Origin of the sequence: Segatella copri, from assembly GCF_019249795.2 — a bacterium.
Lineage (GTDB): Bacteria > Bacteroidota > Bacteroidia > Bacteroidales > Bacteroidaceae > Prevotella > Prevotella copri_B.
The window spans coordinates 2,531,761-2,558,752 of sequence record NZ_CP156891.1 but is presented as its reverse complement, the minus strand read 5'-3'; the positions used below and the strand labels follow the sequence as shown (position 1 = coordinate 2,558,752).

Genomic DNA, 26,992 nt, shown 5'->3' with positions numbered 1-26,992 from the left:
AAGCCACTACTTTATAGAGCCTTTTCGGGGTGCAAAGGTACGATTTTTTCGGCAAACTACCTAAATATTAAGGAGACTTTTAAAAAACGAAGGTTAGTTTTAACTTTATATAACTATTAAAAACAAATATTATAAAGAAAAAGCGGAATTTAGCAGAGAATTTAGTCTTAGTATGTATGCTGTAGTACATTATGCCTCACCCTTTGGTGTGCCAAATGGAGCGATTGTACGTTCTTGCTCATCAGACAACTTAATTTTACCGAAGGACTGCTCGTAGTTATAAATATTGCTCTGCAATGCCTGGAGCAATCGCTTAGCATGTTCAGGTGCCATGATAACACGACTCTTGATCTGAGGTGCAGGCATGCCAGGAAGTGCACATGCGAAATCCAAGATGAAGTCTGAACTAGAATGAGTAATCAGTGCCAAGTTTGAGTATGTACCCTCTGCAACTTCAGGGCTGATGCCCATCTGGAACTGATTCTGCTGCTGTTGATTATTCTTATTTTCTTCCATAATTTTACTAAGTTAATAGGATTAAACTTTAAATGATAGTGCAAATTTACACATAATATCTGAAAAAAACGAATAATCTGCCACTTATTTTAAAAAAAACATCATAAGACAACAGAAGATGGAATCTTGATTCTTTGCTTTTTTTCATCTGTTACAGATAATAAAAGGGTGCGCCATAGACTTATGACGCACCCTCATTATACCTATTTATATATAGTACTCTATTCTACGATTATTCTCCTATTGGAGAATCAGCATAGTCGAGCACATTTTTCTTATTAGCCTGCATACGCTCATATTCTTCTTTAGAGCCTACGATGAGCTTATCCCACTGACGAAGACCAGTACCTGCAGGAATCAAGTGACCACAGATTACATTCTCCTTCATACCCTCAAGGTAATCAACCTTACCACGGATAGCAGCCTCATTCAAAACCTTAGTAGTTTCCTGGAATGATGCAGCACTCATAAAGCTCTTAGTACCAAGAGCAGCACGAGTAATACCCTGGAGGATCTGTGTAGAAGTTGCAGATACGGCATCACGAACCTGTACAAGTTTCAAGTCGCGACGCTTCAATGCAGAATTCTCATCACGCAATCTACGAGCCGTTATGATCTGACCTGGTTTGAGACTTTCACTATCACCACCGTCAGTAACAACTTTCTTACCCCAGATACGATCATTCTCTTCTGCAAAGTCAAGTTTATCAACCAACTCTTGCTCCAAGAAGGTAGTATCACCTGGATCGTCAATACGAACCTTACGCATCATCTGACGTACCACAACCTCAAAATGCTTATCATTAATAGCCACACCCTGAAGACGGTAAACGTCCTGGATCTGGTTAACAATATACTCCTGAACAGCGGTAGGACCCATGATGGCGAGAATATCGCCAGGAGTTACACTACCATCAGAAAGAGGAGTACCAGCACGTACAGCATCATGTTCCTGTACCAAGATCTGCTTAGAAAGAGATACAAGATACTTCTTCTGATCGCCAGTCTTAGATGTTACGATGATCTCACGGTTACCACGCTTTACCTTACCCATAGTTACCTCACCATCGATTTCAGATACAACAGCAGGGTTAGAAGGGTTGCGAGCCTCAAGAAGCTCAGTTACACGAGGGAGACCACCAGTGATATCACCTGCACCACCTACAGCACGAGGAATCTTAACCAAAACCTCACCGGTATTAATTGTCTGTCCATCCTCAACAGCCAAGTGACCACCTACAGGGAAGTTGTAAGTACCAAGGATTTCACCATTAGCATCGATAACATCACAAGATGGAACCATTGCCTTATTCTTGGAATCGGTGATAATCTTCTCCTCCAAACCTGTAGTCTCATCGACCTCAGCACGATAAGTCTGATCCTTCTGAACGTCATTGAACTTCAATGTACCCGCATACTGGCTGACGATAACGGCGTTAAATGGATCCCAACGGGCGATAACAGTATCCTTTTCTACGATTTCACCCTCCTTGTGATACAATGAAGAACCGTAAGGAACATTCAAAGTTGCAAGAACGATGTTTGTATTAGGATCCACGAAACGAATTTCAGCCAAGTGGCTTACTACCTTTTCGCATTTGATATCGTTTCCTTCCTCATCTTCCTCTACGAATGGTACTGTACTCAACTCATCAAACTCGATACGAGACTTATTCTTCGCAGCAATCTTAGCATTGGCAGCAGCATTAGATGCAATACCACCGGCGTGGAATGTACGGAGAGTCAACTGTGTACCAGGCTCACCAATAGCTTGAGCAGCGATGACACCAACGGCTTCACCCAACTGTACCATACGGGCCGTTGCCAAGTTACGGCCATAGCACTTCATGCAGACACCCTTTTTGCTCTCACAGGTGAGAACCGAACGAATTTCAACACTCTCGATAGGAGATTCATCAATAGCCTTTGCCTTAGCCTCGGTGATTTCTTCACCAGATTTGACAATCAGTTCACCAGTAGTTGGATGAATAACATCATGCACAGAAACACGACCCAAAATACGCTCATAAAGAGATGAAATAATCTCATCACCATTCTTTAAAGCTGTACAAACCAAGCCACGCAATGTACCACAATCCTCTTCGGTGATAATAACATCGTGAGAAACGTCTACAAGACGACGAGTCAAATAACCAGCATCGGCAGTCTTCATAGCGGTATCAGCAAGACCCTTACGGGCACCGTGAGAAGCGATAAAGTACTCCAATACAGACATACCCTCCTTAAAGTTAGAAAGGATAGGGTTCTCGATGATCTGCGCGCCCTCTGCACCAGCCTTCTGAGGTTTAGCCATCAAACCACGCATACCAGACAACTGCTTAATCTGATCCTTAGAACCACGGGCTCCGGAATCAAGCATCATGTATACGGCGTTGAATCCCTGGTCAGCTTCGGTCATCTCCTTCATCAAGATATTACCCAAATCTGTATTTACGTGAGTCCACGCATCAATAACCTGGTTGTATCGTTCCTTGTTGGTGATGAAACCCATATTATAGTTATTGGTAATTTCCTCAACCTCCTTGCGACCGCGCTCAACAATAGCTTCCTTCTCTGGTGGAATAATAATATCACCAAGGTTGAATGACAATCCTGCGACATAAGCCATACGATAACCTAAGTTCTTGATTCCATCAAGGAATTCACAAGCCTTAGCCATACCAACAGCCTTGATAACATTAGAAATCAAACCACGGAGGGTTTTCTTGGAAATCACATCATTGAAGAAGCCAACTTCATCAGGAATGATACCATTAACGATGACACGTCCAACAGAAGTTTCTACCATTCGTTTCTGGATTGTACCATCAACCAAGTCGTCAACTACAACCTTAATCAAAGCATGAAGATCACATCGGCCCTCGTTACGAGCAATCAATGCCTCTTCAGGACCATAGAATGTCAAGCCCTCACCCTTTGCACCTGGACGAATCTTAGTAATATAGTAAAGACCAAGCACCATATCCTGAGAAGGAACGGTGATAGGCGCACCATTAGCTGGGTTGAGAATGTTATGACTCTGGAGCATCAGGATTTGAGCCTCCAAAACAGCCTCATTGCTCAATGGAAGGTGAACAGCCATCTGGTCACCATCGAAGTCGGCGTTGAACGCTGTACATGCCAATGGATGCAACTGAATAGCCTTACCCTCAATCATCTTAGGCTGGAATGCCTGGATACCGAGTCGGTGAAGCGTAGGGGCACGGTTCAACATAACCGGATGACCCTTCATTACATTCTCAAGAATATCCCAGATAACTGGCTCGCGACGATCAACAATCTTCTTGGCACTTTTTACAGTCTTTACGATACCACGCTCTATCAACTTACGGATGATAAATGGTTTGTAAAGCTCTGCAGCCATCAGTTTTGGAAGACCACACTCACCCATCTTCAACTCTGGACCTACAACGATTACAGAACGGGCAGAATAGTCAACACGCTTACCCAGCAAGTTCTGACGGAAACGACCCTGCTTACCCTTTAAAGAGTCAGAGAGTGACTTCAAAGGACGATTGCTCTCACTCTTAACAGCAGAACTCTTGCGTGAGTTGTCGAACAAGCTGTCAACAGCCTCCTGCAACATACGCTTCTCGTTACGGAGAATAACCTCAGGAGCCTTGATCTCAACCAATCTCTTCAAACGGTTGTTACGGATAATCACACGACGATAGAGGTCATTCAAGTCTGATGTTGCAAAACGACCACCATCCAATGGTACCAACGGACGAAGCTCAGGTGGAGTAACAGGAATAATCTTCATGATCATCCATTCTGGCTTATTAATACCTTTACTAGCACGGAAACCTTCTACAACTTGCAGACGCTTCAGAGCCTCAGTTTTACGCTGCTGACTTGAATCGTTATTTGCGCGATCGCGGAGTTCGTATGACAAAGAGTCAAGGTCTACATTCTGGAGCAACTGATAAATTGCTTCAGCACCCATTTTTGCGATAAACTTATTAGGGTCCGTATCGTCCAAAAGTTCATTGTCACCATTAGGATCATACTGGTCAAGAAGAGCCATATATTCATCTTCTGACAAGAGATCAAGTTTGTGAGAACCGTTCAATTCAAGACCATCAGCATCAGTCTTTCCCTCAAGAATACCAGGCTGGATAACTACATACTTCTCGTAGTAAATGACAGCATCAAGTTTCTTGGTCGGCATACCTAAAAGGTAACCAATCTTATTTGGAAGAGAACGGAAATACCAAATATGAGCAACAGGTACGACAAGCTCAATGTGACCAGAGCGTTCACGACGAACTTTCTTCTCTGTAACCTCTACACCGCATCGGTCGCAGACGATTCCCTTATAACGGATACGCTTGTACTTGCCGCAGGCGCATTCATAGTCCTTAGTAGGACCAAAAATACGCTCGCAGAACAAGCCATCACGCTCCGGCTTATATGTACGATAATTAATGGTTTCCGGTTTAGTAACCTCACCATACGAATTTTCCAAGATCTCCTCTGGCGAAGCGAGACCGATGGTAATCTTCGTAAAATTATTCTTTACCTTTGTATCTTTTTTGAAAGCCATGTTTCTATATATAAATTAGGGGTTCTCAAAATTAATCAAGTTTGATGCTCAAACCAAGGCCACGAAGCTCATGGAGCAATACGTTAAGTGACTCAGGAATACCAGGAGTTGGCATTGGATCGCCCTTTACGATTGCTTCGTATGCCTTGCTACGTCCTACAACATCATCTGACTTAACAGTCAGGATCTCCTGCAAAACGTGGCTTGCACCGAATGCCTCGATAGCCCAGACCTCCATCTCTCCGAATCGCTGACCACCAAACTGTGCTTTACCACCAAGTGGCTGTTGTGTAATCAAAGAGTATGGACCGATAGAACGAGCGTGCATCTTATCCTCAACCATATGACCCAACTTCAAGAAGTAAGTCATACCAACAGTAGCTGGCTGGTCAAACTGCTCTCCTGTCTCACCATCATAAAGGTAAGTAGAGCAGAAACGTGGCAAGCCTGCCTTATCTGTCCATTCAGAGAGATCATCCAATTTAGCACCATCAAAGATAGGAGTAGCAAACTTTACACCCAACTTTTTACCTGCAGCACCCAAGATACACTCGAATATCTGACCAAGATTCATACGTGAAGGCACACCCAATGGATTCAATACCATATCAACAGGACGACCGTCAGCCATAAATGGCATATCCTCCAAACGAACTACCTTAGACACAATACCCTTATTACCATGACGACCGGCAAGTTTATCACCAACCTGGATCTTACGCTTCTTAGCAATATATACCTTAGCCATCTGAAGAATACCTGATGGAAGTTCATCACCAATAGTGATAGCAAACTTACGACGCTTTAATTCAGCATCAAGTTGCTTATACTTGCGGATATAGTTCATAATAAGTCTCTGAATCAAGCCATTGGTATGCTCATCCTTAGTCCACTTATTAGACTGAACACCATCATACTCCAAATTCTTCAAGGCTGTAGCAGTAAAGGTACTGCCCTTGGTGATAATCTCAGCACCTGTATAATCCTTAACACCCTCAGAAGTCATACCTTCTGTAAGCGTAAGTAACTTGTCTACGAGGATATCCTTCAAGTCATCACCCTTTGCCTCATACTCCTCATCAATCTTAGCAAGAATAATCTTATCCTGCTTCTTTGACTCACGGGTCTTGATAGCACGAGAGAACAACTTCTTGTCAATAACAACACCGCTCAATGATGGATTTGCCTTCAATGAAGAATCCTTCACATCACCAGCCTTATCACCAAAGATAGCGCGAAGCAACTTCTCTTCTGGTGAAGGATCACTTTCACCCTTAGGCGAGATCTTACCAATCATGATATCACCTGGTTCAATTCTTGCACCAACACGCACGATACCATTATCATCAAGATCCTTTGTAGCTTCCTCGCTGACATTAGGGATATCAGATGTGAATTCCTCTACACCACGCTTAGTTTCACGGACATCAAGAGAGTATTCGTCAACATGTACAGATGTCAATACGTCATCACGAACCATACGTTCAGAAATAACAACAGCATCCTCATAGTTGTAACCCTTCCAAGGAATATAAGCTACAAGCAAATTACGGCCCAAAGCCAACTCACCGTTTTCTGTCGCATAACCCTCAGTCAGGATATCACCCTTCTTTACACGCTGTCCCTTATTACAGATAGGACGCAAGTCGATGGTCATATTCTGGTTGGTACGACGGAACTTAGGAATACGATACTCCTTCAAAGCTGGTTCGAAGCTTACAAACTCATCGTCTTCTGTGCGATCGTAAAGGATACGGATAGTTGTAGCATCAACATATTCGATAACGCCCTCACCTTCTGCAGTAACCATAGTACGTGAATCCTCACAAACTTGCTTCTCAAGACCAGTACCAACTATTGGTGCATCATTATGAAGCAATGGTACAGCCTGACGCATCATGTTACATCCCATCAACGCACGGTGACCATCATCATGCTCCAAGAATGGAATCAAACCTGCGGATACAGAAGCAATCTGCTGTGGAGAGACGTCAACATAATCAACTTGATCCGGACCTACAACAGGATAATCAGCATCCTGACGACACTTTACTACATCACGAATGAAAGAACCATCAACAGTCAAAGGCGCATTACCCTGACCGATAATCTTAGACTCTTCATCCTCAGCTGTCAAGTATACAACATCCTCATTAGCCATATCGACCTTGCTATCATTCACCTTACGGTAAGGAGTAACAATAAAACCAAGATCATTAATCTTTGCATACATACAGAGAGAAGAAATCAAACCGATGTTTGGACCTTCAGGACTCTCAATAGGACAAAGACGACCATAGTGTGTATAATGTACGTCACGAACCTCGAAACCGGCACGCTCACGAGACAAACCACCAGGACCTAAGGCAGAAAGACGACGCTTATGAGTTACCTCAGCCAGAGGGTTAGTCTGGTCCATGAACTGTGACAATGGATTAGTTCCAAAGAAAGAATTGATAACACTAGAAATTGTCTTAGCATTAATCAAATCAGTTGGAGTAAACACCTCATTGTCGCGAACATTCATACGTTCACGGATAGTACGGGTCATACGTGCCAAACCAATAGAGAACTGGTTAGCCAACTGCTCACCTACAGTACGAACACGACGATTAGACAAGTGGTCGATATCGTCAACTGTTGCACTAGAGTTGATCAGCTGAATAAGATATTTAATGATCTCAATAATATCTTCCTTAGTCAAGACACGAACATCAATGTCAGTATCAAGATTCAATTTCTTATTGATACGATAACGACCTACCTCACCCAGATCATAACGCTTATCCGAGAAGAACAGGTTTTGGAAAACCTCACGTGCACTTGCGTCATCTGCAGGATCAGCATTACGCAACTGACGATAGATATAGTTAACAGCTTCCTTCTCAGAGTTACTTGGATCCTTTGCCAAAGTATTGAAGATAATAGTAAACTTGTTGGCAGCTTCCTCATCCTTATGAAGCAGAACAGTCTGCGCTCCACTCTCAACAATCTCCTCAATATTATCAGCAGTAAGTTCAGTCTCACGCTCCATGATTACTTCATTACGCTCGATAGATACTACTTCACCAGTATCCTCATCAACGAAGTCCTCATTCCAACTCTTCAAAACACGAGCAGCAAGCTTACGACCAATAGCAGCCTTCATATTCTTCTTGTTAACCTTCACCTCCTCGGCGAGATCAAAAATCTGAAGAATATCCTTATCCTGTTCGTAACCAATAGCACGCAACAATGTGGTTACAGGCAACTTCTTCTTACGATCGATATATGCATACATTACATTGTTAATGTCAGTTGCAAATTCAATCCAGCTTCCCTTGAAAGGAATGATACGAGCAGAATAAAGCATGGTACCATTTGCATGAACACCCTGGCTAAAGAACACACCAGGAGAGCGATGAAGCTGAGAAACAACAACACGCTCAGCACCATTAATCACGAAAGTACCATTATCGGTCATATATGGGATAGTACCAAGGAACACATCCTGAATAAATGTACCGAAATCCTCATGATCAGGATCAGTACAATACAGTTTCATCTTAGCCTTCAAAGGTACACTATATGTAAGACCACGCTCCAAACACTCATCAATAGAATAGCGAGGAGGGTCGATATAGTAATCCAAGAACTCAAGAACGAAATTGTTACGTGTATCGGTAATAGGGAAGTTCTCAGAGAACACCTTATACAAACCGTCATTCTTGCGTTCCTCAGGCGGAGTATCCAACTGTAAGAAGTCCTTGAAAGACTTTAACTGCACATCGAGGAAATCCGGATATGGATACGGATTATGCACGCTGGCAAAATTTACTCTGTTATCAACAATTTTTGTAGCCATTAGAAGTTATTAAATGGGTTTTATTAATAATATAATAAAAGACACAAAAAGGTTAGGACTCACCTACTTGGAGAATCCTAACCATTTATATAAAAAATGTATTACTCTAATTACTTGAGCTCTACCTTAGCACCGGCCTCTTCGATAGCCTTCTTAAGGTTCTCAGCCTCGTCCTTAGCTACACCTTCCTTGATTGTAGAAGGAGCACCGTCTACGAGATCCTTAGCCTCTTTCAAACCGAGACCACAAGCCTCCTTAACAGCCTTTACAACCTGGAGCTTAGCGCCACCAACCTCAGCGAGGACTACGTCGAATGTAGACTTCTCCTCAGCTGCAGCTGCACCACCAGCAGCAGGACCAGCAGCTACAGCTACAGCTGCAGCAGCAGGCTCAATACCATACTCGTCCTTGAGGACTGTTGCCAACTCATTAACTTCCTTAACAGTAAGATTTACTAACTCTTCTGCAATAGCTTTGATATCTGCCATTTTATTCTAAATTTTATTTTTGTTTATACTATAATTAATGATAACATTGTGATTGATTACTCAGGACGCTCGCCCAATGTCTTAAGCACACCATGAATAGTGTTGCTTCCTGATTGAAGAGCTGAAACAACGTTCTTTGCAGGTGACTGGAGCAAAGCAACAATCTCTGCGATAACTTCGTTCTTGCTCTTGAGAGCTGAAAGTTCTGCAAGTTTGTCTGCGCCAACGTAGAAGCTTTCCTCTGCATAAGCAGCCTTCAGTGTTGGAACACCTTCCTTGTCATATTCCTTCAACAACTTAGCTGGTACATTAGCTGTATTGGCAAACATTACAGCAGTAGTACCCTTCAAGCAGCCATAGAGCTCAGAGAAATCGATATCTGAAGCCTCGAACGCCTTGTGAAGCAAGGAATTCTTAACAACAACCATCTTAATCTCGCTCTGGAAGCACTTACGACGGAGTGCGCTTGTCTTCTCAGCATTCAATCCTGTAACATCTACAAGATAGAAATGAGGAAACTCCTGCAACTTCTGTCCAAGTTCAGCGATAATAGTATCTTTAACTTCTTTCTTCATTTTACAAAACTTTTAGAGTTATTCAACTGATTTAGGATCAATCTTGATACCCTTACTCATAGTGCTAGAAATAAAGATACTCTTGATATATGTACCTTTAGCAGCAGCAGGCTTCAGCTTGATAACTGTGTTGATGAATTCCTTAGCATTTCCATAGATCTGCTCAGGAGTCATGCTAACCTTACCGATTGAAGTATGGATAATACCAGCCTTATCAACCTTAAAGTCAATCTTACCTTGCTTAACTTCCTTTACTGCCTTAGCAACATCCATAGTTACAGTGCCACTCTTAGGGTTAGGCATCAAACCACGAGGACCGAGTACACGACCCAAAGGACCAATCTTACCCATACAAGAAGGCATTGTGATGATGACATCAATATCTGTCCAACCACCCTTAATCTTCTCAACGTATTCGTCAAGACCTACATAATCAGCGCCTGCTTCCTTAGCAGCAGCTTCCTGATCAGGAGTACAGAGTGCGAGCACACGAGTAACCTTACCTGTTCCGTTTGGCAATGAAACAACGCCACGAACCATCTGGTTAGCCTTACGTGGATCAACACCTAAGCGTACATCAATATCAAGAGATGCATCAAACTTGGTAGTGGTAATTTCCTTTACCAACTCTGAAGCCTCCTTCAATGTGTATGCCTTCCCTGCTTCAACCTTATCAGCTACTGATTTTTGATTTTTTGTCAGTTTACTCATTTTTCTAATTGAAGTTTTAAATTATTTACCAGGGAAGTCCCCTTTTACAGTAATACCCATACTTCTTGCAGTACCAGCGATGAGCTTCATAGCTGATTCTACAGTAAAGCAGTTCAAGTCCTTCATCTTATCCTCAGCGATTACTTTTACCTGATCCCAAGTAAGAGAAGCAACCTTCTGACGATTAGGCTGAGCAGAACCTGACTTGATTTTGGCAGCCTCTTTCAATTGAACTGCAGCAGGTGGAGTCTTGATAATAAAATCAAAAGACTTGTCAGTATAATAAGTAATAACTACTGGCAACACTTTACCTGCTTTGTCCTGGGTACGGGCGTTGAATTCCTTGCAGAATCCCATAATATTAATACCCTTAGAACCCAATGCAGGTCCTACTGGAGGTGAAGGATTCGCAGCGCCACCTTTAATCTGTAATTTGATTAATCCAGCAACTTCTTTAGCCATTTCTTTGTTAATATTTAAAATTGAAACTTATAAGGAATAACAATCTCGTAACAGAATCCTATTCCTTTTCTACTTGCATAAAACCTAATTCCAACGGAGTTTTACGTCCGAAAATCTTAACCGTAACTTTCAGCTTATGCTTTTCAGCATTAACCTCTTCAACGATTCCGCTGAAACCACTGAATGGACCTTCCATAACCTTAACGGTATCATTAACCAAGTAAGGACAATCAAGATTCTCCTCAAACTCAGTCTCCTCTGCAGAACCCAGCATACGATTGATATCGCGCTGTGGAACTGGCGTTGGTTCATCCAAACCTCCAAGGAAACCCAAAACATTAGGGAGGAAACGCAACGTATGCGCTACATCACCCTTCAGTTTGGCCTCCACAAAAACATAACCTGGAAGAGAGACCTTTTCTTTAACGACTCTCTTTCCATTACGCACAGTTGCATGCTTCTCAACTGGAATCAACACCTGAGAAACATTTGCTGCTAGTAAATCATTGTGCTTCATTTCAGCTTCGATGTATTCTTTCACCTTAGCTTCTTTACCACTAACGGCTTTAAGCACATACCATTTATTTCCTGCGTCTGCCATTTCCTTAAAAAATTAACCTGGATAAACTACACCCATAAAGGCTTTGAAAATAGAATCCATCGCGAACACAACAAGTGCAATGACTAGGGAAGCAGATAATACAACCATTGCACTATGAGTAAGTTCGGCACGTGATGGCCAAGTAGTCTTATGCGCAAGTTCATCGTAACATGCCTTGCAATAATTTACTATTTTATTCATATTATCTTCTATTTAGCACGGGTTGAAGGGCTCGAACCCTCGACACCTGGTTTTGGAGACCAGTGCTCTACCAACTGAGCTAAACCCGTAGAAAGACTCCCGCTCCCTTAGGAGGGGAGTCTGATATATATAGCAAATTAGATAAATCTAAATTACTTGATATCGTCGAGAATTGTTGTAATCTGACCAGAACCTACTGTACGACCACCCTCACGGATAGCGAAACGAAGACCCTCGTTCAAAGCAACCTTATAGATCAACTCTACCTCAATCTCTACGTTATCTCCAGGCATTACCATCTCAACTCCCTCAGGAAGCTTGATTTCACCTGTACAGTCCATAGTACGGAGATAGAACTGAGGACGATACTTGTTACCGAATGGAGTGTGACGGCCACCCTCTTCCTTCTTCAATACATAGATAGAAGCCTTGAAGTGATCGTGAGGAGTAATAGCACCTGGGTGTACAACTACCATACCACGCTTAACCTCAGCCTTATCGATACCACGGAGAAGCAAACCTACGTTATCACCAGCTTCACCCTCTGCAAGGATCTTACGGAACATCTCAACACCAGTAATAACTGACTTCTTGTCCTCACCAAGACCGAGCAACTGAACTTCGTCACCTACCTTACAACGACCTGTCTCAATACGACCTGTAGCAACAGTACCACGACCTGTAATTGAGAATACATCCTCGATAGGCATCAAGAATGGCTTATCAATCTCGCGCTCTGGCTCCTGAATCCACTCATCAACTGTATCCATCAAAGCCTCAACAGACTTAACCCACTTCTCAACACCGTTCAAAGCACCGAGAGCAGAACCACGTACAATTGGAGTATCCTCCTCATAACCATACTGCTCGAGGATCTCACGAAGCTCCATCTCAACGAGCTCAAGCATCTCCTCATCATCAACCATATCACACTTGTTCAAGAAAACAACCAAGCGAGGTACGTTTACCTGACGTGCAAGAAGTACGTGCTCACGTGTCTGTGGCATAGGACCATCAGTAGCAGCACAAACCAAGATTGCACCATCCATCTGAGCAGCACCAGTAACCATGTTCTTTACATAGTCAGCATGTCCAGGACAGTCAACGTGTGCATAATGACGCTTTGCTGTCTCATACTCGATGTGAGCAGAGTTGATAGTGATACCACGCTCTTTCTCCTCAGGAGCATTATCAATCTGATCGAATGACTTAACTGCCTCAGTTGTACCGAGCTTCTCGTTCAATACCTTAGAGATAGCAGCGGTCAGAGTAGTCTTACCATGGTCAACATGACCAATTGTACCAATGTTAACATGCGGTTTGGTACGCACGAATTCTTCTTTAGCCATAGCTTTTCTTTTTATTTATATAAATGAATAATCTGTTCCTCTACCATCCTAAGCATCTAGAACGATAGAGCTGTAACTGAGAGTTGAACTCAGGACCTCTTCCTTACCAAGGAAGTGCTCTACCACTGAGCTATTACAGCAAGTTAATAAATTGAGCGGAAAACGGGGCTCAAACCCGCGACCCCCAGCTTGGAAGGCTAGTGCTCTATCAACTGAGCTATTTCCGCTTATCAAAGAAAGTGGGTAGTGATGGATTCGAACCACCGAAGGCATAGCCAGCAGATTTACAGTCTGCCCCATTTGGCCACTCTGGTAACTACCCAAACTTTTCTTTTTTTTCTGAGCCTCTTGTCGGATTCGAACCAACGACCCCGAGATTACAAATCACGTGCTCTGGCCAACTGAGCTAAAGAGGCAATCTTTACAACCGCAATACGGCTAAATTTCCATCTACCGGAAAACGGCTGCAAAGATACAACTATTTTTTGAATCAACAAAATTTTTTCGAGTTTTTTTTATCGATTCCTTGATTTTTCTTTAAATTTGGTCAATTGAACCTTCATTGAGTCCACTGCCTGGTCAATTCCTTCCTCAAAAGTGTCACATGTCTTTTCTACGAACAACTTGGTTCCAGGGACAGCAACTTCCAGATGAACTTCCTTATTCAAGGCAGTAGCAGGCTTCACGACCTTTAATTGCACCTCTACTTTCTGTATATCTTCAAAAGTTTTTTCTAACTTGGCGACTTTCTTTTCGATAAACGCCTGTAACTTCTCGGTAGCGTCGAAGTGAATCGACTGAATCTTAATTTCCATAGTTACCTCCATTTTTTAAAAGGTTACGCCCGAGGATGGGCTTCAATATAAACTCGTTTCAACTGTTCAAACGTTGTATGCGTATAAATCTCGGTCGTCGAGAGTTTCGCATGTCCTAACAGTCTTTTCAAACTTTCAATTCCTGCACCATGATTCAACATTGCAGTAGCAAACGTATGCCTCAACACGTGCGGACTGTTCTTTTTCAACGAGCAAACCCTTGCGAGGTTCTCCTTCACGATTTCTCTGACTTGAACCGGACTCATCCGTCCGCCCTTATCCGCAAGCAAAAGAGCTCCAGACCTAACCATCACCCTTTGTGCTCTTAGAGCCAAATATTCCGAAAGAGCATTTTTAAGCTCGTTACCAAAAGGAACTATACGTTGTTTGTTTCCCTTACCCGTAATCTTTATCTCTTTTTTGATAAAGTTCACATCGTCAACATCAAGTCCTATCAACTCTGACAATCGCATTCCCGTCTCATAGAACAATATTATAATAGTACGTGCGCGTACATTATTATAATCATCGCCCCACATTTTCCTGTCAAGCAGCTCATCCATCTCATTTTCTTTCAAGAATTGAGGTAGCGGTCTACTCTCCTTAGGTCCTTTGAGGCTATGAGCGGGATCCGACTCCACATAATGTCTGACTAAAGCAAACCGATAGAACATTTTCAAAGCACTCAACCGGCGATTAACCGAGGTTGCCTTATTTCCTGCATCTATCATATGCTCCATCCAGTTGCGAATCATATCAGAATCAACAGATTCCCAAGTGAAGGATTCAGACAAGTTCCTAGCATACTGCTCAAAGAGTTTCAAATCTTCGCGATAGTTTTCTACCGTCCTCTGCGACCTGTTCAGTTCAGAGCGCAAATATTCCAAGAACTTATCTATACTCAACATAACGTCGTACCTTTTTCATTTCGGCAACGAAGTTACGAAAATTATTTTAAACTACCAAATTTTTTGAGGATTTTTTACTTTTATTCCTCGTTTGCACGCAACTGCTGTACGTAGATGGCGTGTTCCATCTTGAGACGCTTCAAAACAGAAGGCTTGTCATACTGCTGACGAGCACGAAGCTCCTTAACAACACCTGTCTTTTCGAATTTTCTCTTAAACTTCTTGAGAGCTCTCTCGATGTTCTCACCGTCTTTAACTGGTACAATAATCATTTTTTTGCTTTTAATTTATTATGTTAAACTTATGTTATTCAATGCGAAATATGGCAATGCCACAATTTGCGGGTGCAAAATTACATCTATTTTATCAAACTACCAAGTTTTTCTTCAACTTTTTACTCTAAAATGTTCATTTTATGGGTTTTGTAGCATTTTCAAGCCATATTTTCTCCTCTTCATCAAGGAAAGGAGACAATTTTTCATAAACTGAATGATGATAAGCATTGAGCCAGTCAATCTCTTCAGGCAACAACATATCAACATCTATAGGAGTGGTATCTATAGGACAAAGAGTAAGAGGCTCTATCTGCAGGAATTTACCGAACTCAGTAGACATGTAGTCTGAAATCAGCACCGTATTTTCTATTCTTACGCCGAACTTACCTGCCAGATACAAACCAGGCTCATCAGTCAAGGTCATTCCAGCTCTCAAAGGTGTAGGCATCCACTCCATTCTTATTTGATGAGGGCCTTCGTGCACACAGAGATACGAACCTACTCCATGGCCTGTACCATGCAAGAAATTATATCCTTCACGCCACATACACTCTCTTCCTACAGCATCCAACTGTGTTCCTGATGCACCATCGGGGAATTTAACCAATTCCAACTGAATATGCGCTTTCAGAACCAAGGTATAAATATGCTTCATCTCTTCAGATACGGCCCCCAAGGCTATGGTACGGGTAATATCAGTAGTACCATCCTGGTATTGAGCCCCAGAGTCTATCAGGATCAAGCCTTCCGGTTTCAGAACGACATCTGTTTCAGGAGTTGCCTCATAATGGACTATTGCTCCATGCTGCGCATAGCCGGCAATCGTATCAAAAGAAATATCTCTGAACAGTTTCTGTTCGGCACGTAGCGATGTTAATTTCTCATCAATGGAAATTTCTGTTTGTCCGCCAGCCTCAACAGCAGGTTTCAGCCACTTCAAGAACTTAACCATAGCAACACCATCTTTAAGCATTGCACTACGGTAGCCCTCTATTTCTGCTTTATTTTTCACAGCCTTCATAGCCGGAATAGGAGAACCAGCAGCAACAATTTCCTGGCATTTTACAGCTTTCCACAGATAATAGCTCGTTTCATCTCCATCTAACAGGATATTATATTCCGAATATGATTCAAGGCATTTTTCCACCTTATTATATTTATAGAGAGAAACCTGATTGTCTTGAAGATACTGTTTTACTTCAGGAGATAATTTATTATCATCCACGAAAAGAGAAACTTTATCGCTTTCAATCAACAAATAACTTACAAATACAGGATTGCAATGAACATCTGTACCACGAAGATTCAAAGTCCAAGCAATATCATCCAAAGCAGAAACGAGCATACCATCTGCATGAAGTTCTCTCAAAGACTTACGGATACGGGCCACTTTAGAGGCTAGCGTCTCTCCAGCATATTCCAATGGTTGAATTTCTACAGGATTTGCAGGAAGCGAAGGACGATTCTCCCAAATCTGATCCAAAGGGTCCAAATTCGTTCTAAGCGTAATTCCACCGAGTTTACGGAGAGAATAGCTTAAATCTTTAACATAATTATAAGAGTTGACCATGCCATCAAGTCCAACCTCAGGAGATTGTACATCCTGCAATTCTTTTCCCAACCATTCTGCGATAGTAGGCGTACCTTCCATTTTCAGCCTCATCAACTGATATTCAGTACCTTCCAACTGTTCTTCCGCAGCCAGGAAGTAGCGGGAGTCAGTCCATAAAGCAGCCGATTTCATTGTAACGACAGCAGTACCAGCCGACCCGTTAAAACCAGAGATCCACTCTCTTCCTCTCCAATGGTCGGCAACATACTCGCTCTGATGAGCATCTGTACTAGGAAAGATGAAAGCAGAAAGATGTTCACGCTTCATCAACTCCCTCAATCTAGCTAAACGTAATTCGATTTCATTCATAATTGTTATGCAATTTAATGTTTAACTTAACTCCAAATAATGCATTTTGCTAATTAGAGATTACAAAGATAACATTTTTAAGAATTAACAACAAATTTAAGCGCAAAAATATGCACGATTTACATTACTTTTTATTAATTTTGCGGTCGGAAAGTAAAAAGAAGGAGTTTTACAAACTTTATTCCAGATACATTCCGCTATTTTTCAGGAGAAAAAGATTATAAACATTTAAATAAGAATTGTAGTTATGAATTTTTTAACAAATGACAAACTCGTTATCGTCGGTGCAGGCGGTATGATCGGTTCTAACATGGTACAGAGCGCTTTGATGCTCGGTCTTACTCCAAACATCTGTCTTTATGATATCTTCGAGCCAGGTGTACATGGTGTATTCGATGAGATTCAGCAGTGCGCATTCCCAGGTGTTAACGTAACTTATACTGTTAACCCAGAGGAGGCTTTCACTGGTGCTAAATATATCATTTCTTCTGGTGGTGCTCCTCGTAAGGAGGGTATGACTCGTGAGGATCTTCTTAAGGGCAACTGCAAGATTGCTGCTGAATTTGGTGACAACATCAAGAAGTACTGCCCAGAGGTTGAGCACGTAGTTGTTATCTTCAACCCAGCTGACGTTACAGCTCTTACTGCACTTATCCACTCTGGTTTGAAGCCAAACCAGTTGACATCACTCGCAGCTCTCGATTCTACTCGTCTGCAGCAGGCTTTGGCCCTCGAGTTCGGTGTACAGCAGGATAAGGTTACTGGCGCTCACACTTATGGTGGTCACGGCGAGCAGATGGCTGTATTTGCTTCTCAGGTTAAGGTTGACGGCAAGCCATTGGCAGAGATGGGTCTTTCTGACGAGCGTTGGGAAGAGATCAAGCACCACACAGTACAGGGTGGTTCTAACATCATCAAGCTCCGCGGCCGTTCTTCATTCCAGAGCCCAGCTTACAACGCAGTTAAGATGATCGAGGCTGCTATGGGTGGCGAGAAGTTCACATTGCCAGCAGGTTGCTATGTAAACCACGACAAGCTCGGTTTCAAGAACGTAATGATGGCTATGCCTACTACTATCGACAAGACTGGTGTTCACTTCACAGAGCCTACAGGTACTGAGGAAGAGCTCGCTAGCCTCCAGAAGTCTTACGAGCACCTTTGCAAGATGCGCGATGAGATCGTAGAGCTCGGCATCGTTCCTCCAGTAGCTGAGTGGAAAGAGATGAACCCTAACTTGTAATTCTCCGCTTCGGATTTTTAGAAGTTAACTCGATAAGGGCTGAATCGTGAAAATGCTTCATGATTCAGCCTTTTTTCATTTATTTTTCCCCTATAGCGACCATTTATCCCCAAATACGCCATATCGTTACATTTTTATGTAAATCAGGTTATACGAGTTTGGTATTATTTTTGTAATTTTGCACACAGAAATAACAAATAAAAAAAGGATAATAGAAAATTATGGAATTGATAAAGAACAAATCATTCGGGGGCGAGCGCCCTCTTTTCGGTGCTCACGATGTACGTTTAGAAGATATTACGATTACAGATGGCGAATCGGGCATCAAGTGCTGCCAAAACATAGAATGCCACCATTCCAAGTTTTATGGCAAATACCCTTGGTGGCATGTGGACGGTTCCCTTATCACAGACTGCTACTTCGCCCCAGAAAGCCGCTCAGCCATCTGGTATAGTGATAATATGGTGATGAAAGACTGCACCATCGATGGGCCTAAGTTCTTCCGCGAAATGAAGAATCTGGATTTGGAGAACGTAAACATCACGGATGCAGACGAGACTTTCTGGAAGGTAGATGGCTTGAAACTAAAGAACGTAAAACTCCACGATGGAACCTATCCATTCATGTTCTCCAAGAATATCTATGTAGACGGACTTGAGAGCGACTCTAAATATGTATTCCAATACTGCAGCAACGTGGAGATTCACAACGCCAAGATTACAACCAAGGACAGTTTCTGGGAGTGCGAGAATGTAACCGTCTATGATTCGGAACTGAATGGCGAGTATCTGGCCTGGCACAGCAAGAACATCAAGTTCGTACGTTGCCACATCAGCGGCGAGCAGCCTCTCTGCTACATGGACCATGTAACTCTGGAGGATTGCACCTTTGATAAGGAATGCGACCGTGCCTTCGAGGATTGCACCAACATCGATGCACAGATCAAGGGAAGTATCACCAATATCAAGAACCCTATCTCCGGAAGAATCGAGGCAGACGAAGTGGGAAGCGTAACATATACTGAGTTTGCCAAAGCGCCAAAGGGTGTATGTGAAATCACAGATAAATCGAAATAGTTTAAGAGGTAATTACAGAAATGACAACAATCAAGTAAATTACTTATTGTTCCCATAACTAATTATTCTTACACTTAACTGAAATCTCCGTTCATAGACACTGAACGGCCGTTCAAAAGCTTTGAATGTACGTTCAATGTCTTTGAACGGAGATTCAAAGTCTATGAACGAAGATTTCAATTAGGAGAAAAAGAGAATCATCCTATATAAATAAGAGATTTATCCTATATAGATAGAAGAAACAACATAGATAGAAAACAAATATGAAATACAATTTTGATGAAATCATCGAACGTCGTGGAACCAACTCATACAAATGGGATTTGGTGAAGGAAGACGGCGTTATTCCGATGTGGGTAGCAGATATGGACTTCCAGACAGCTCCCTGCATCATCGAAGCCCTGCAGAAGCGTGTAGCTCATGGCATCTTCGGCTATACCCTCGTACCTGATTCTTATTACGAGGCTATCATCAGCTGGTTCTCCCGCCGCCACCAGTGGAAGATAGAGAAAGACTGGATTCTCTATACTTCAGGCGTTGTACCAGCCATTTCCTGCTGTCTGAAAGCCATCTGCATGCCTGGCGAAAAGGTATTGGTACAGACACCTGTCTACAACTGCTTCTTCTCCTGCATTACAAACAGCGGCTGCGAAGTAGTAGAAAACGAACTGAAACGCGTGGGCAACTGCACTTATGAGATAGATTTCGAAGACTTCGAGCGCAAATGTGCCGATGAGAAGACCACAGCCTTCATCCTCTGCAATCCTCACAATCCAGCCGGAAGAGTATGGAAGAAAGAGGAACTTGAGCGAATGAACGACATCTGTCTCAAGCACGGGGTAAAGGTCATCGCAGATGAAATTCATTGCGAGCTCATCATGCCAGGCTATCAGTATACTCCATTTGCCAGCATCAGCGAAGCTTGCCGCGACAACTGCGTAGTATTGAATTCTCCATCAAAGTCATTCAATATTGCAGGACTTCAGATAGCCAACATTATCTGTCCGGATGCAACATTGCGCCGCCGCATCAACCGTGCCATCAACATCAACGAGGTTTGTGACGTAAACCCATTCGGCGTTATCGCTCTCCAGGCAGCTTACAATGAGGGAGAAGAATGGTTGGATGAATTGAACCAATATCTCTACGAGAACTATCAGGCAGTAAAGGAATTCTTCAATACCGAATTGCCACAAGTTCGCGTTACCCGCCTTGAAGGCACCTACCTGGTATGGCTCGATATCCTGCCATTCGAACTGTCAAGCGACGAGGCTTATGAAAAGCTGATGAACGATGGTAAGGTATTCGTCAACAGTGGTACGATGTATGGCAGAAAGGCTGGTCAGGGCTACCTGCGCCTCAACATCGCCTGTCCTCGCAAGACCCTGATGCAGGGTCTGATTCGCATCGCACGAGTTCTCAGCCAGTATATGGATGAAGAGGATTTAAGCGGATGCCCTGCATAAAAGAGCGAAGAAAGAGAAAAGATTTCTAAATAAAATGTTTAAAACAAGATAAGATGGAAAATGAAGTTTTGAAAGCCATTAAGGAGAGAAGAAGTATTCGTCGCTTCAAGGCAGATCAGATTACCGACGAAGAGTTGAAGACGGTATTGGAAGCCGGCACATGGGCAGCAACAGGTCATGGAACCCAGGAGCCTTTCATCATTGCCGTTCAGAATCCTGAGATTTGCGCCCAGCTTCGCAAGATGAACGCAGAAATCATGGGTGTAGAAAGCGATCCTTACTATGGGGCGCCAACCATCGTAATCGTTCTGGCACCAGAAAGCAACGTTAACGGTGTGAAAGATGGCAGCCTTATCTTAGGCAATATGATGCTTGCTGCCCACTCTATCGGCCTTGCATCTTGCTGGATTAACCGTGAAGACGGCATGTTTGCATCAGAAGAAGGCAAGAAGCTGATGAAGGACTGGAATCTTCCAGAAGGGCTGATGGGTATCGGTGCCTTAGCCTTGGGTTATGCTTCTTCGCATCCTCATACCGTAAAACCAAGAAAAGAGGATTACTACCGCATTATCAAATAAAGGCAGGATGCCTGGTTTACGGCACATACATTTACAAGAAAAGGTCTCATGAAGGAAAACATTCATGAGACCTTTTTATATATGTATATAATGAAGCTATTACAACTTTACACTTGCCAAGACCTTATCAGTAGCGCCAGCCAAATGAGCCACGAAGGTGCCAGCCTTATCGCCAGCCTGTTTCAGGAAGGTCTCATCATTCATCAGAGAACTCATCAAACCTGAGAAATCCTCATAGGTATTGATTTCAAAACCTCCACCCGATTTCAGCAAGCCCTGAGCCTCCTGAAACTTTTTATTGTTCGGACCAAAGATAACCGGCATATTCCATACGGCAGCCTCCAAGGTGTTATGAATACCTACACCAAAGCCACCACCGATATAAGCCACATCACCATAGTTGTACATACTGCTCAACAATCCGAAACAATCGATGACCAAGACATCAGCCTCCGCTGCTTCTTCAGGAGTTGTTTGCGTATAGCGCACAACCTTCTTTCCCTTTATCAGAGAAAGAATCAACTTCAGATGCTCTTCAGCGATGACATGAGGAGCAATCAGCAGGCGCCAATCCTTATGCTCATTAAAGAAAGGTATAAAGATATTCTCATCTGGTGGCCAAGAGCTACCGGCAACAAATACCTTGAAATCATGATGAGGTACATCCGCAGACTGAGATGAAGCCACTCCTGTTCTGAAAGCCTCGCAAATCGGCAATTGCTTGGCAGCCTCCTTTATCTGGAGAACACGGTCGAAACGGGTATCTCCTACCACATCCACAGCCGTGATGCCGATACCTTCGAGCAATCGCTTACTCTCTTCGTTCTGTACGAAGAAACGGGTAAAGCACTTCAGCACTCCAGCATAGCTTCTGCCATACCATTTGAAGAACACCTGATCCTCGCGGAAGATACTGCTCACGCTATAAGTAGGAATGTTGCGATGCTTCAGGATATGAAGGAAATTAGACCAGAACTCATACTTGATGAAGAAAGCCATCACAGGACGTACCAGTCTAAGGAAACGGATGGCGTTCAACCGAGTATCCACCGGCATATAACAGATGATATCAGCTCCCTCATAGTTCTTGCGCACCTCATAACCTGAAGGAGAATAGAAGGTAAGCAGAATCTTATACTGAGGATTGTCCTTGCGGATACGTTCCATCAAAGGTCGTCCCTGTTCAAACTCACCGAGCGATGCAGCATGAAACCAAATGTACTTAGCGTTAGGATCCACCTTCTGCTTCAATATTTTGAAAGCCTCACGCTCACCACGCCACATCTTGCGCACCTTTTCATTAAACAGACTTGCAATGGCTATGCCCCAAAGGACGAAATATATTACGATATTATAGATCATGATATTTCTTTATATTGGTTACTATCTATAAATACGTGAACTCTCTGAATAGCCTTCAGCAACATGCTGCAGAAAGCCATTCAGAGAGAAATTATTGTGAATTAACCCAAAACTTCGATTGCCTTGCGAAGACGGCGCAGAGTTTCCTCCTTGCCAAGGAAGGCAGAGATATCGAACATACCCGGGCCCTTGCCCTCACCTACGAGAGTCAGACGGAATGCGTTCATCACATCACCCAGCTTATAGCCCTTATCCTCTACCCATTTCATCACGACAGGTTCCTGACCTTCGATAGAGAAATCCTCAATACCTTCAAGCACATCAGCAAGTTCTGTCATCTGCTGTGCAGAATATTCCTTCCAGCGCTTCTTGGCTGTCTTAGCATCATACTCTGTAGGAGCAATGAAGAAGAAAGAACACAATGGCCACAGTTCATAGACAAAGTTCACACGATCCTTCATCATGTGTACCACCTGCTTTACGCGGTCCAGAGTTTCCTCTACACCATTGTTGGCAACAATAGGGGCAAAGAGGTTAGCTATTTCATCATCGCTCTTCATCAGAATGTATTCGTGGTTGAACCAGATTCCCTTCTTGAAGTCGAACTTGGCACCAGCCTTAGAGCAACGTGAAATATCAAAAGCCTTCACCAGTTCATCAAGAGAGAAGATTTCCTGTTCTGTACCAGGATTCCAGCCGAGGAGAGCCAGGAAGTTGACTACAGCCTCTGGGAAGTAGCCACTCTCACGATAACCGGAAGAAACCTCGCCAGTCTTAGGATCATGCCATTCCAGCGGGAATACCGGGAAACCGAGGCGGTCGCCATCACGCTTACTCAGCTTACCTTTACCTTCAGGCTTAAGAAGCAAAGGAAGATGCGCAAAACGAGGCATGGTATCTTCCCAACCGAAAGCCTTATAAAGAAGTACGTGCAAAGGCGCACTAGGCAACCACTCCTCACCACGGATTACATGAGAGATTTCCATCAGGTGGTCGTCTACGATATTTGCCAGGTGATAAGTTGGCAATTCATCAGCACTCTTATAAAGTACCTTATCATCCAGGATATCACTCATAACCTTCACGTCACCACGAATCATATCGTTCACGTGAATTTCCTGTCCCGGTTCAATCTTGAAACGTACAGTATACTGCTTTCCGTCAGCAATCAGCTTATCAACCTCTTCCTTAGAAAGAGTCAGAGAGTTGCGCATCTGCATACGAGTATGAGCATCATACTGGAAATTCTGGATTTCGGCACGTTTCGCTTCCAACTCCTCAGGAGTATCAAAAGCAATATACGCCTTATCATTATCCAGGAGCTGCTGAACATACTGCTTATAGATATCACGACGTTCACTCTGGCGATAAGGTCCATGCTCTCCACCGAAACTTACACCCTCGTCAAACTGGATACCCAGCCACTTGAAAGATTCCAGGATATATTCTTCGGCTCCAGGCACGAAACGATGAGAATCTGTATCCTCAATACGGAACACCAGCTCACCTCCATGTTGGCGAGCAAACAAATAATTATACAGAGCGGTACGAACACCGCCAATGTGCAATGCACCCGTTGGACTAGGGGCAAAACGCACCCTTACTTTTCTATCTGCCATGTCTTTTTATAGCTATTTTCAAATTTTTCTGCAAATTTACATCTTTTTTTGCGATTTTAGCCGTTTTTTTTCGTATTTTCGCACTGTAAAACGAAATAAGTAAGAAAAAAGTAGGAAAATGAGCATATTTAACAACCCAGAAGAGAACTATTGGCGCAATTTCGCCACAAAAACGGTTTTGATATTAATTACCGTTGCTATCATTGTTTGGTTCCTTCCTCGCAACGAAGGAAGGATGTTCCGGTACGATGTTGGAAAGCCATGGATGTATGGTTCCGTCATCGCAAAATTTGACTTTCCGATCTATAAGACCGATGAAGCCATCAAGCGTGAACAGGATTCGCTGATGAAGCAATTCCAACCTTATTATTCTGTCAATGAATCCATCGGCAGCGAACAGGTGAGCCGTTTCCTGCACGACTTCAGCCAAGGTGTACCAGGTTTGCCAAAAGAATATGTGGGACTCATAGCCCACCAGCTTCAGCACCTTTACCAGACCGGCATCATCGCTACCACGGAATATAATCGTATCTACAAAGATTCTACCAGTATGATACGAATTATCAACGGAAAGAATGTGAAGAGCGTACCTATCGGTTCGTTCTACTCTACTATTGCCGCTTACGAACGCATCTTCTACGATGAGAAACTGGCAACCCAGCGACAGCTTTTATCCCGTTGCAACCTTAACAATTATGTTGAAGCTAACGTCATATATGATAAGGAAAGAAGCGAGGCAGAGAAAGCCGACATGATGAGCAGCATTCCACTGGCAAGCGGAATGGTGATGAGCGGACAAAAGATTGTGGATCGTGGTGAAGTGATTACGAACAACACCTATCGGGTGCTCAATTCATTCGATAAGGAGATGAAGCGCCGCAGCTCTACCCAGGAAGAACTGACAACCACTATCATCGGACAGGTACTGTTTATCTTCATTCTTGTCATGCTGTTTACCTCTTATCTCTCACTTTTCAGAAAAGACTATTTTGATAAGCCGCGCAGCATTACCATGCTTTATGCGATGATTACGCTGTTCCCAATCTTTGTGTCACTCATGATGAAACACAATTTCTTCAGTGTCTATATCATCCCATTTGCCATGGCGCCTATCTTCGTACGTGTGTTTATGGACTCGCGTACAGCCTTTATCAGCCACGTTACGATGATTCTTATTTGTGCAGCAGCAGTAAAGTACCAGTACGAGTTTATCATCGTACAGCTGGTAGCTGGTCTTGTTGCTATTTACAGTTTGCGTGAACTCAGCAAGCGCTCGCAGATATTCATCACAGCCCTGTTGGTAACTATAGCCAGCGGTGTAGTATATCTTGCCCTTCAGCTGATGCAGGACAACCAGGTGTTCAACGTAGATGCCAGCATGTATACCTACTTTACCGTAAACGGCATCTTCCTGCTACTCTCTTATCCGCTCATGTACATTATAGAAAAGATGTTTGGATTTACATCTAATGTTACACTTTTCGAGTTGTCAAATACCAACAAGGGATTACTTCGCAACCTGAGTGAGATTGCTCCAGGCACCTTCCAGCATTCTATCACCGTAGGTAACCTGGCAGCAGAGATTGCCAACCGCATCAGAGCCAACAGTCTTCTGGTACGTACCGGAGCACTCTATCATGATATCGGTAAGATGACTAACCCTGTTTTCTTCACAGAGAATCAGGCGGGCGTTAATCCTCACGACCAGTTAAGCGACCTTGAGAGCGCACAGATTATCATAAGCCATGTTTCAGAAGGTCTGAAGATGGCAGAGAAGGTTGGTCTGCCAGGCATCATAAAGGATTTCATCACTACTCATCACGGAACGGGCATCACCAAGTATTTCTATATTAATTACTGTAATGCTCACCCTACAGAGGTGATTGACAAGTCGCAGTTCCAATATCCAGGACCGAACCCATTTACCCGCGAACAGGCCATCCTGATGATGGCAGATACGGTTGAAGCAGCTTCGCGCTCTCTGAACGAATATACAGAAGAAAGCATCAGTAACCTCGTCAATAAGCTCATCGACGGACAGGTGGCAGATGGTTTCTTCAAGGAGTGCCCTATCACGTTCCGAGACATCGCTCTCGCTAAGCAGGTACTCATCGAACGACTCAAGGCCATTTACCATACCCGTATTTCGTATCCTCATTTGAACGTAAGACAGAATGCCGGCAAAAATACGAGTCAGGAGTCTAAAGAACAAGAGTAAAGATACAATTCGTGAAGTTCTTATGCCGTAAAGCGTATAAACGGATATACAAAAAGGTAAAACATAACCGATAAAAGCCCTTTTTCTTGCACAGTTTTTTAAATCTGTGCAAGAAAAAGGGCTTTTTACGTTAATATGTTTTAAATATTTAATGAAACCAATAGCGAAATAGAACATTATAATTACCTTTGCGGACGTTT

General features: G+C 43.1%; 21 protein-coding genes and 5 tRNA genes. 5 read left to right on the top strand and 21 right to left on the bottom strand.

The genetic code is table 11. The features are described from left to right. Nucleotides 1–189 precede the first annotated feature (189 nt). From KUA48_RS10725 to KUA48_RS10635, 19 genes are all read right to left on the bottom strand, one after another. Complete coding sequence (locus KUA48_RS10725; RefSeq protein ID WP_006848840.1) at nt 190–516, bottom strand: DUF3467 domain-containing protein; 327 nt, start codon at nt 514–516, stop codon at nt 190–192. A 232-nt stretch (nt 517–748) separates the two neighbouring features. After that, a complete protein-coding gene (gene rpoC / locus KUA48_RS10720) occupies nt 749–5,083 on the bottom strand; it encodes a DNA-directed RNA polymerase subunit beta' (RefSeq protein ID WP_117727213.1) in 4,335 nt (1,444 codons plus the stop codon). Nucleotides 5,084–5,114: 31 nt separating this feature from the next. Then, the gene (rpoB, locus tag KUA48_RS10715; RefSeq protein WP_022122142.1) at nt 5,115–8,927 is read right to left on the bottom strand and encodes a DNA-directed RNA polymerase subunit beta; all 3,813 of its coding nucleotides are present in this window, start codon (nt 8,925–8,927) and stop codon (nt 5,115–5,117) included. Nucleotides 8,928–9,037: 110 nt separating this feature from the next. After that, complete coding sequence (gene rplL, locus KUA48_RS10710) at nt 9,038–9,415, bottom strand: 50S ribosomal protein L7/L12 (protein ID WP_006848843.1); 378 nt, start codon at nt 9,413–9,415, stop codon at nt 9,038–9,040. 56 nt (nt 9,416–9,471) lie between these two features. Then, the gene (gene rplJ / locus KUA48_RS10705) at nt 9,472–9,990 is read right to left on the bottom strand and encodes a 50S ribosomal protein L10 (protein ID WP_117586710.1); all 519 of its coding nucleotides are present in this window, start codon (nt 9,988–9,990) and stop codon (nt 9,472–9,474) included. Nucleotides 9,991–10,008: 18 nt separating this feature from the next. Further along, nucleotides 10,009–10,701 carry a 50S ribosomal protein L1 gene (gene rplA, locus KUA48_RS10700; protein WP_117586709.1) on the bottom strand — a complete coding sequence of 231 codons (693 nt, stop codon included), beginning with the start codon at nt 10,699–10,701 and terminating at the stop codon, nt 10,009–10,011. A 21-nt stretch (nt 10,702–10,722) separates the two neighbouring features. Beyond that, nucleotides 10,723–11,163: a 50S ribosomal protein L11 gene (rplK, locus tag KUA48_RS10695; protein WP_006848846.1), complete on the bottom strand. Its 441-nt coding sequence runs from the start codon at nt 11,161–11,163 to the stop codon at nt 10,723–10,725. 58 nt (nt 11,164–11,221) lie between these two features. Further along, nucleotides 11,222–11,764 (bottom strand): transcription termination/antitermination protein NusG, encoded by a 543-nt coding sequence (nusG, locus tag KUA48_RS10690; RefSeq protein ID WP_006848847.1) that lies wholly within the window; start codon nt 11,762–11,764, stop codon nt 11,222–11,224. A 12-nt stretch (nt 11,765–11,776) separates the two neighbouring features. Beyond that, entirely contained in the window at nt 11,777–11,965 is a 189-nt protein-coding gene (secE, locus tag KUA48_RS10685) for a preprotein translocase subunit SecE (RefSeq protein ID WP_006848848.1), read from the bottom strand. A gap of 16 nt (nt 11,966–11,981) precedes the next feature. Further along, nucleotides 11,982–12,054: transfer RNA gene (locus tag KUA48_RS10680), tRNA-Trp, on the bottom strand. A 63-nt stretch (nt 12,055–12,117) separates the two neighbouring features. Further along, complete coding sequence (gene tuf / locus KUA48_RS10675; protein WP_153072993.1) at nt 12,118–13,314, bottom strand: elongation factor Tu; 1,197 nt, start codon at nt 13,312–13,314, stop codon at nt 12,118–12,120. Nucleotides 13,315–13,382: 68 nt separating this feature from the next. After that, a tRNA-Thr gene (locus KUA48_RS10670) sits at nt 13,383–13,454 on the bottom strand. A 14-nt stretch (nt 13,455–13,468) separates the two neighbouring features. Next, nucleotides 13,469–13,541: transfer RNA gene (locus KUA48_RS10665), tRNA-Gly, on the bottom strand. 13 nt (nt 13,542–13,554) lie between these two features. Next, nucleotides 13,555–13,636, bottom strand: a tRNA-Tyr gene (locus tag KUA48_RS10660). Nucleotides 13,637–13,656: 20 nt separating this feature from the next. Continuing rightward, nucleotides 13,657–13,730 (bottom strand) — tRNA-Thr (locus KUA48_RS10655). Nucleotides 13,731–13,829: 99 nt separating this feature from the next. Continuing rightward, nucleotides 13,830–14,129: a ribosome hibernation-promoting factor, HPF/YfiA family gene (gene hpf / locus KUA48_RS10650; RefSeq protein ID WP_022122138.1), complete on the bottom strand. Its 300-nt coding sequence runs from the start codon at nt 14,127–14,129 to the stop codon at nt 13,830–13,832. Between the two features lie 23 nt (nt 14,130–14,152). Next, nucleotides 14,153–15,037, bottom strand: coding sequence for a site-specific tyrosine recombinase/integron integrase (gene xerA / locus KUA48_RS10645; RefSeq protein ID WP_218432834.1), 885 nt, complete (start codon nt 15,035–15,037; stop codon nt 14,153–14,155). 80 nt (nt 15,038–15,117) lie between these two features. Further along, on the bottom strand, nt 15,118–15,309 hold the full coding sequence (gene rpsU / locus KUA48_RS10640; protein WP_006848852.1) for a 30S ribosomal protein S21: 192 nt from the start codon (nt 15,307–15,309) through the stop codon (nt 15,118–15,120). Nucleotides 15,310–15,445: 136 nt separating this feature from the next. After that, nucleotides 15,446–17,233, bottom strand: coding sequence for an aminopeptidase P family protein (locus KUA48_RS10635; RefSeq protein WP_218432836.1), 1,788 nt, complete (start codon nt 17,231–17,233; stop codon nt 15,446–15,448). 247 nt (nt 17,234–17,480) lie between these two features. Between KUA48_RS10635 and KUA48_RS10630 the strand changes: the two genes are divergently transcribed. From KUA48_RS10630 to KUA48_RS10615, 4 genes are all read left to right on the top strand, one after another. Then, a complete protein-coding gene (locus KUA48_RS10630) occupies nt 17,481–18,473 on the top strand; it encodes a malate dehydrogenase (protein WP_118140326.1) in 993 nt (330 codons plus the stop codon). Nucleotides 18,474–18,694: 221 nt separating this feature from the next. After that, nucleotides 18,695–19,549 carry a DUF3737 family protein gene (locus KUA48_RS10625; RefSeq protein WP_218432837.1) on the top strand — a complete coding sequence of 285 codons (855 nt, stop codon included), beginning with the start codon at nt 18,695–18,697 and terminating at the stop codon, nt 19,547–19,549. Nucleotides 19,550–19,812: 263 nt separating this feature from the next. Then, nucleotides 19,813–21,015, top strand: coding sequence for a MalY/PatB family protein (locus KUA48_RS10620; protein ID WP_022122133.1), 1,203 nt, complete (start codon nt 19,813–19,815; stop codon nt 21,013–21,015). Between the two features lie 53 nt (nt 21,016–21,068). Beyond that, on the top strand, nt 21,069–21,593 hold the full coding sequence (locus KUA48_RS10615; RefSeq protein WP_200756899.1) for a nitroreductase: 525 nt from the start codon (nt 21,069–21,071) through the stop codon (nt 21,591–21,593). 99 nt (nt 21,594–21,692) lie between these two features. Here the strand turns inward: KUA48_RS10615 and KUA48_RS10610 are convergent, their stop codons facing one another. Both KUA48_RS10610 and gltX read right to left on the bottom strand, forming a co-directional pair. Then, nucleotides 21,693–22,952 (bottom strand): 3-deoxy-D-manno-octulosonic acid transferase, encoded by a 1,260-nt coding sequence (locus KUA48_RS10610; protein WP_218432855.1) that lies wholly within the window; start codon nt 22,950–22,952, stop codon nt 21,693–21,695. 104 nt (nt 22,953–23,056) lie between these two features. Beyond that, nucleotides 23,057–24,574, bottom strand: a complete 1,518-nt coding sequence (gene gltX, locus KUA48_RS10605; protein ID WP_022122130.1) for a glutamate--tRNA ligase — start codon at nt 24,572–24,574, stop codon at nt 23,057–23,059. 118 nt (nt 24,575–24,692) lie between these two features. On the opposite strand from gltX, the gene KUA48_RS10600 reads away from it, so the two are divergent. Beyond that, complete coding sequence (locus tag KUA48_RS10600; protein ID WP_215652627.1) at nt 24,693–26,792, top strand: HD family phosphohydrolase; 2,100 nt, start codon at nt 24,693–24,695, stop codon at nt 26,790–26,792. Nucleotides 26,793–26,992 lie beyond the last annotated feature (200 nt).

What these genes read in the sequence shown, in the direction of transcription:
- rpoC (WP_117727213.1), bottom strand. Translation starts at nt 5,083, where the DNA reads ATGGCTTTCAAAAAAGATACAAAGGTAAAGAATAATTTTACGAAGATT.
- rplA (WP_117586709.1), bottom strand. Translation starts at nt 10,701, where the DNA reads ATGAGTAAACTGACAAAAAATCAAAAATCAGTAGCTGATAAGGTTGAA.
- rplL (WP_006848843.1), bottom strand. Translation starts at nt 9,415, where the DNA reads ATGGCAGATATCAAAGCTATTGCAGAAGAGTTAGTAAATCTTACTGTT.
- secE (WP_006848848.1), bottom strand. Translation starts at nt 11,965, where the DNA reads ATGAATAAAATAGTAAATTATTGCAAGGCATGTTACGATGAACTTGCG.
- rplJ (WP_117586710.1), bottom strand. Translation starts at nt 9,990, where the DNA reads ATGAAGAAAGAAGTTAAAGATACTATTATCGCTGAACTTGGACAGAAG.
- tuf (WP_153072993.1), bottom strand. Translation starts at nt 13,314, where the DNA reads ATGGCTAAAGAAGAATTCGTGCGTACCAAACCGCATGTTAACATTGGT.
- KUA48_RS10620 (WP_022122133.1), top strand. Translation starts at nt 19,813, where the DNA reads ATGAAATACAATTTTGATGAAATCATCGAACGTCGTGGAACCAACTCA.
- hpf (WP_022122138.1), bottom strand. Translation starts at nt 14,129, where the DNA reads ATGGAAATTAAGATTCAGTCGATTCACTTCGACGCTACCGAGAAGTTA.
- xerA (WP_218432834.1), bottom strand. Translation starts at nt 15,037, where the DNA reads ATGTTGAGTATAGATAAGTTCTTGGAATATTTGCGCTCTGAACTGAAC.
- rplK (WP_006848846.1), bottom strand. Translation starts at nt 11,163, where the DNA reads ATGGCTAAAGAAGTTGCTGGATTAATCAAATTACAGATTAAAGGTGGC.
- KUA48_RS10725 (WP_006848840.1), bottom strand. Translation starts at nt 516, where the DNA reads ATGGAAGAAAATAAGAATAATCAACAGCAGCAGAATCAGTTCCAGATG.
- rpsU (WP_006848852.1), bottom strand. Translation starts at nt 15,309, where the DNA reads ATGATTATTGTACCAGTTAAAGACGGTGAGAACATCGAGAGAGCTCTC.
- KUA48_RS10625 (WP_218432837.1), top strand. Translation starts at nt 18,695, where the DNA reads ATGGAATTGATAAAGAACAAATCATTCGGGGGCGAGCGCCCTCTTTTC.
- KUA48_RS10635 (WP_218432836.1), bottom strand. Translation starts at nt 17,233, where the DNA reads ATGAATGAAATCGAATTACGTTTAGCTAGATTGAGGGAGTTGATGAAG.
- rpoB (WP_022122142.1), bottom strand. Translation starts at nt 8,927, where the DNA reads ATGGCTACAAAAATTGTTGATAACAGAGTAAATTTTGCCAGCGTGCAT.
- nusG (WP_006848847.1), bottom strand. Translation starts at nt 11,764, where the DNA reads ATGGCAGACGCAGGAAATAAATGGTATGTGCTTAAAGCCGTTAGTGGT.
- KUA48_RS10600 (WP_215652627.1), top strand. Translation starts at nt 24,693, where the DNA reads ATGAGCATATTTAACAACCCAGAAGAGAACTATTGGCGCAATTTCGCC.
- KUA48_RS10615 (WP_200756899.1), top strand. Translation starts at nt 21,069, where the DNA reads ATGGAAAATGAAGTTTTGAAAGCCATTAAGGAGAGAAGAAGTATTCGT.
- KUA48_RS10630 (WP_118140326.1), top strand. Translation starts at nt 17,481, where the DNA reads ATGAATTTTTTAACAAATGACAAACTCGTTATCGTCGGTGCAGGCGGT.
- gltX (WP_022122130.1), bottom strand. Translation starts at nt 24,574, where the DNA reads ATGGCAGATAGAAAAGTAAGGGTGCGTTTTGCCCCTAGTCCAACGGGT.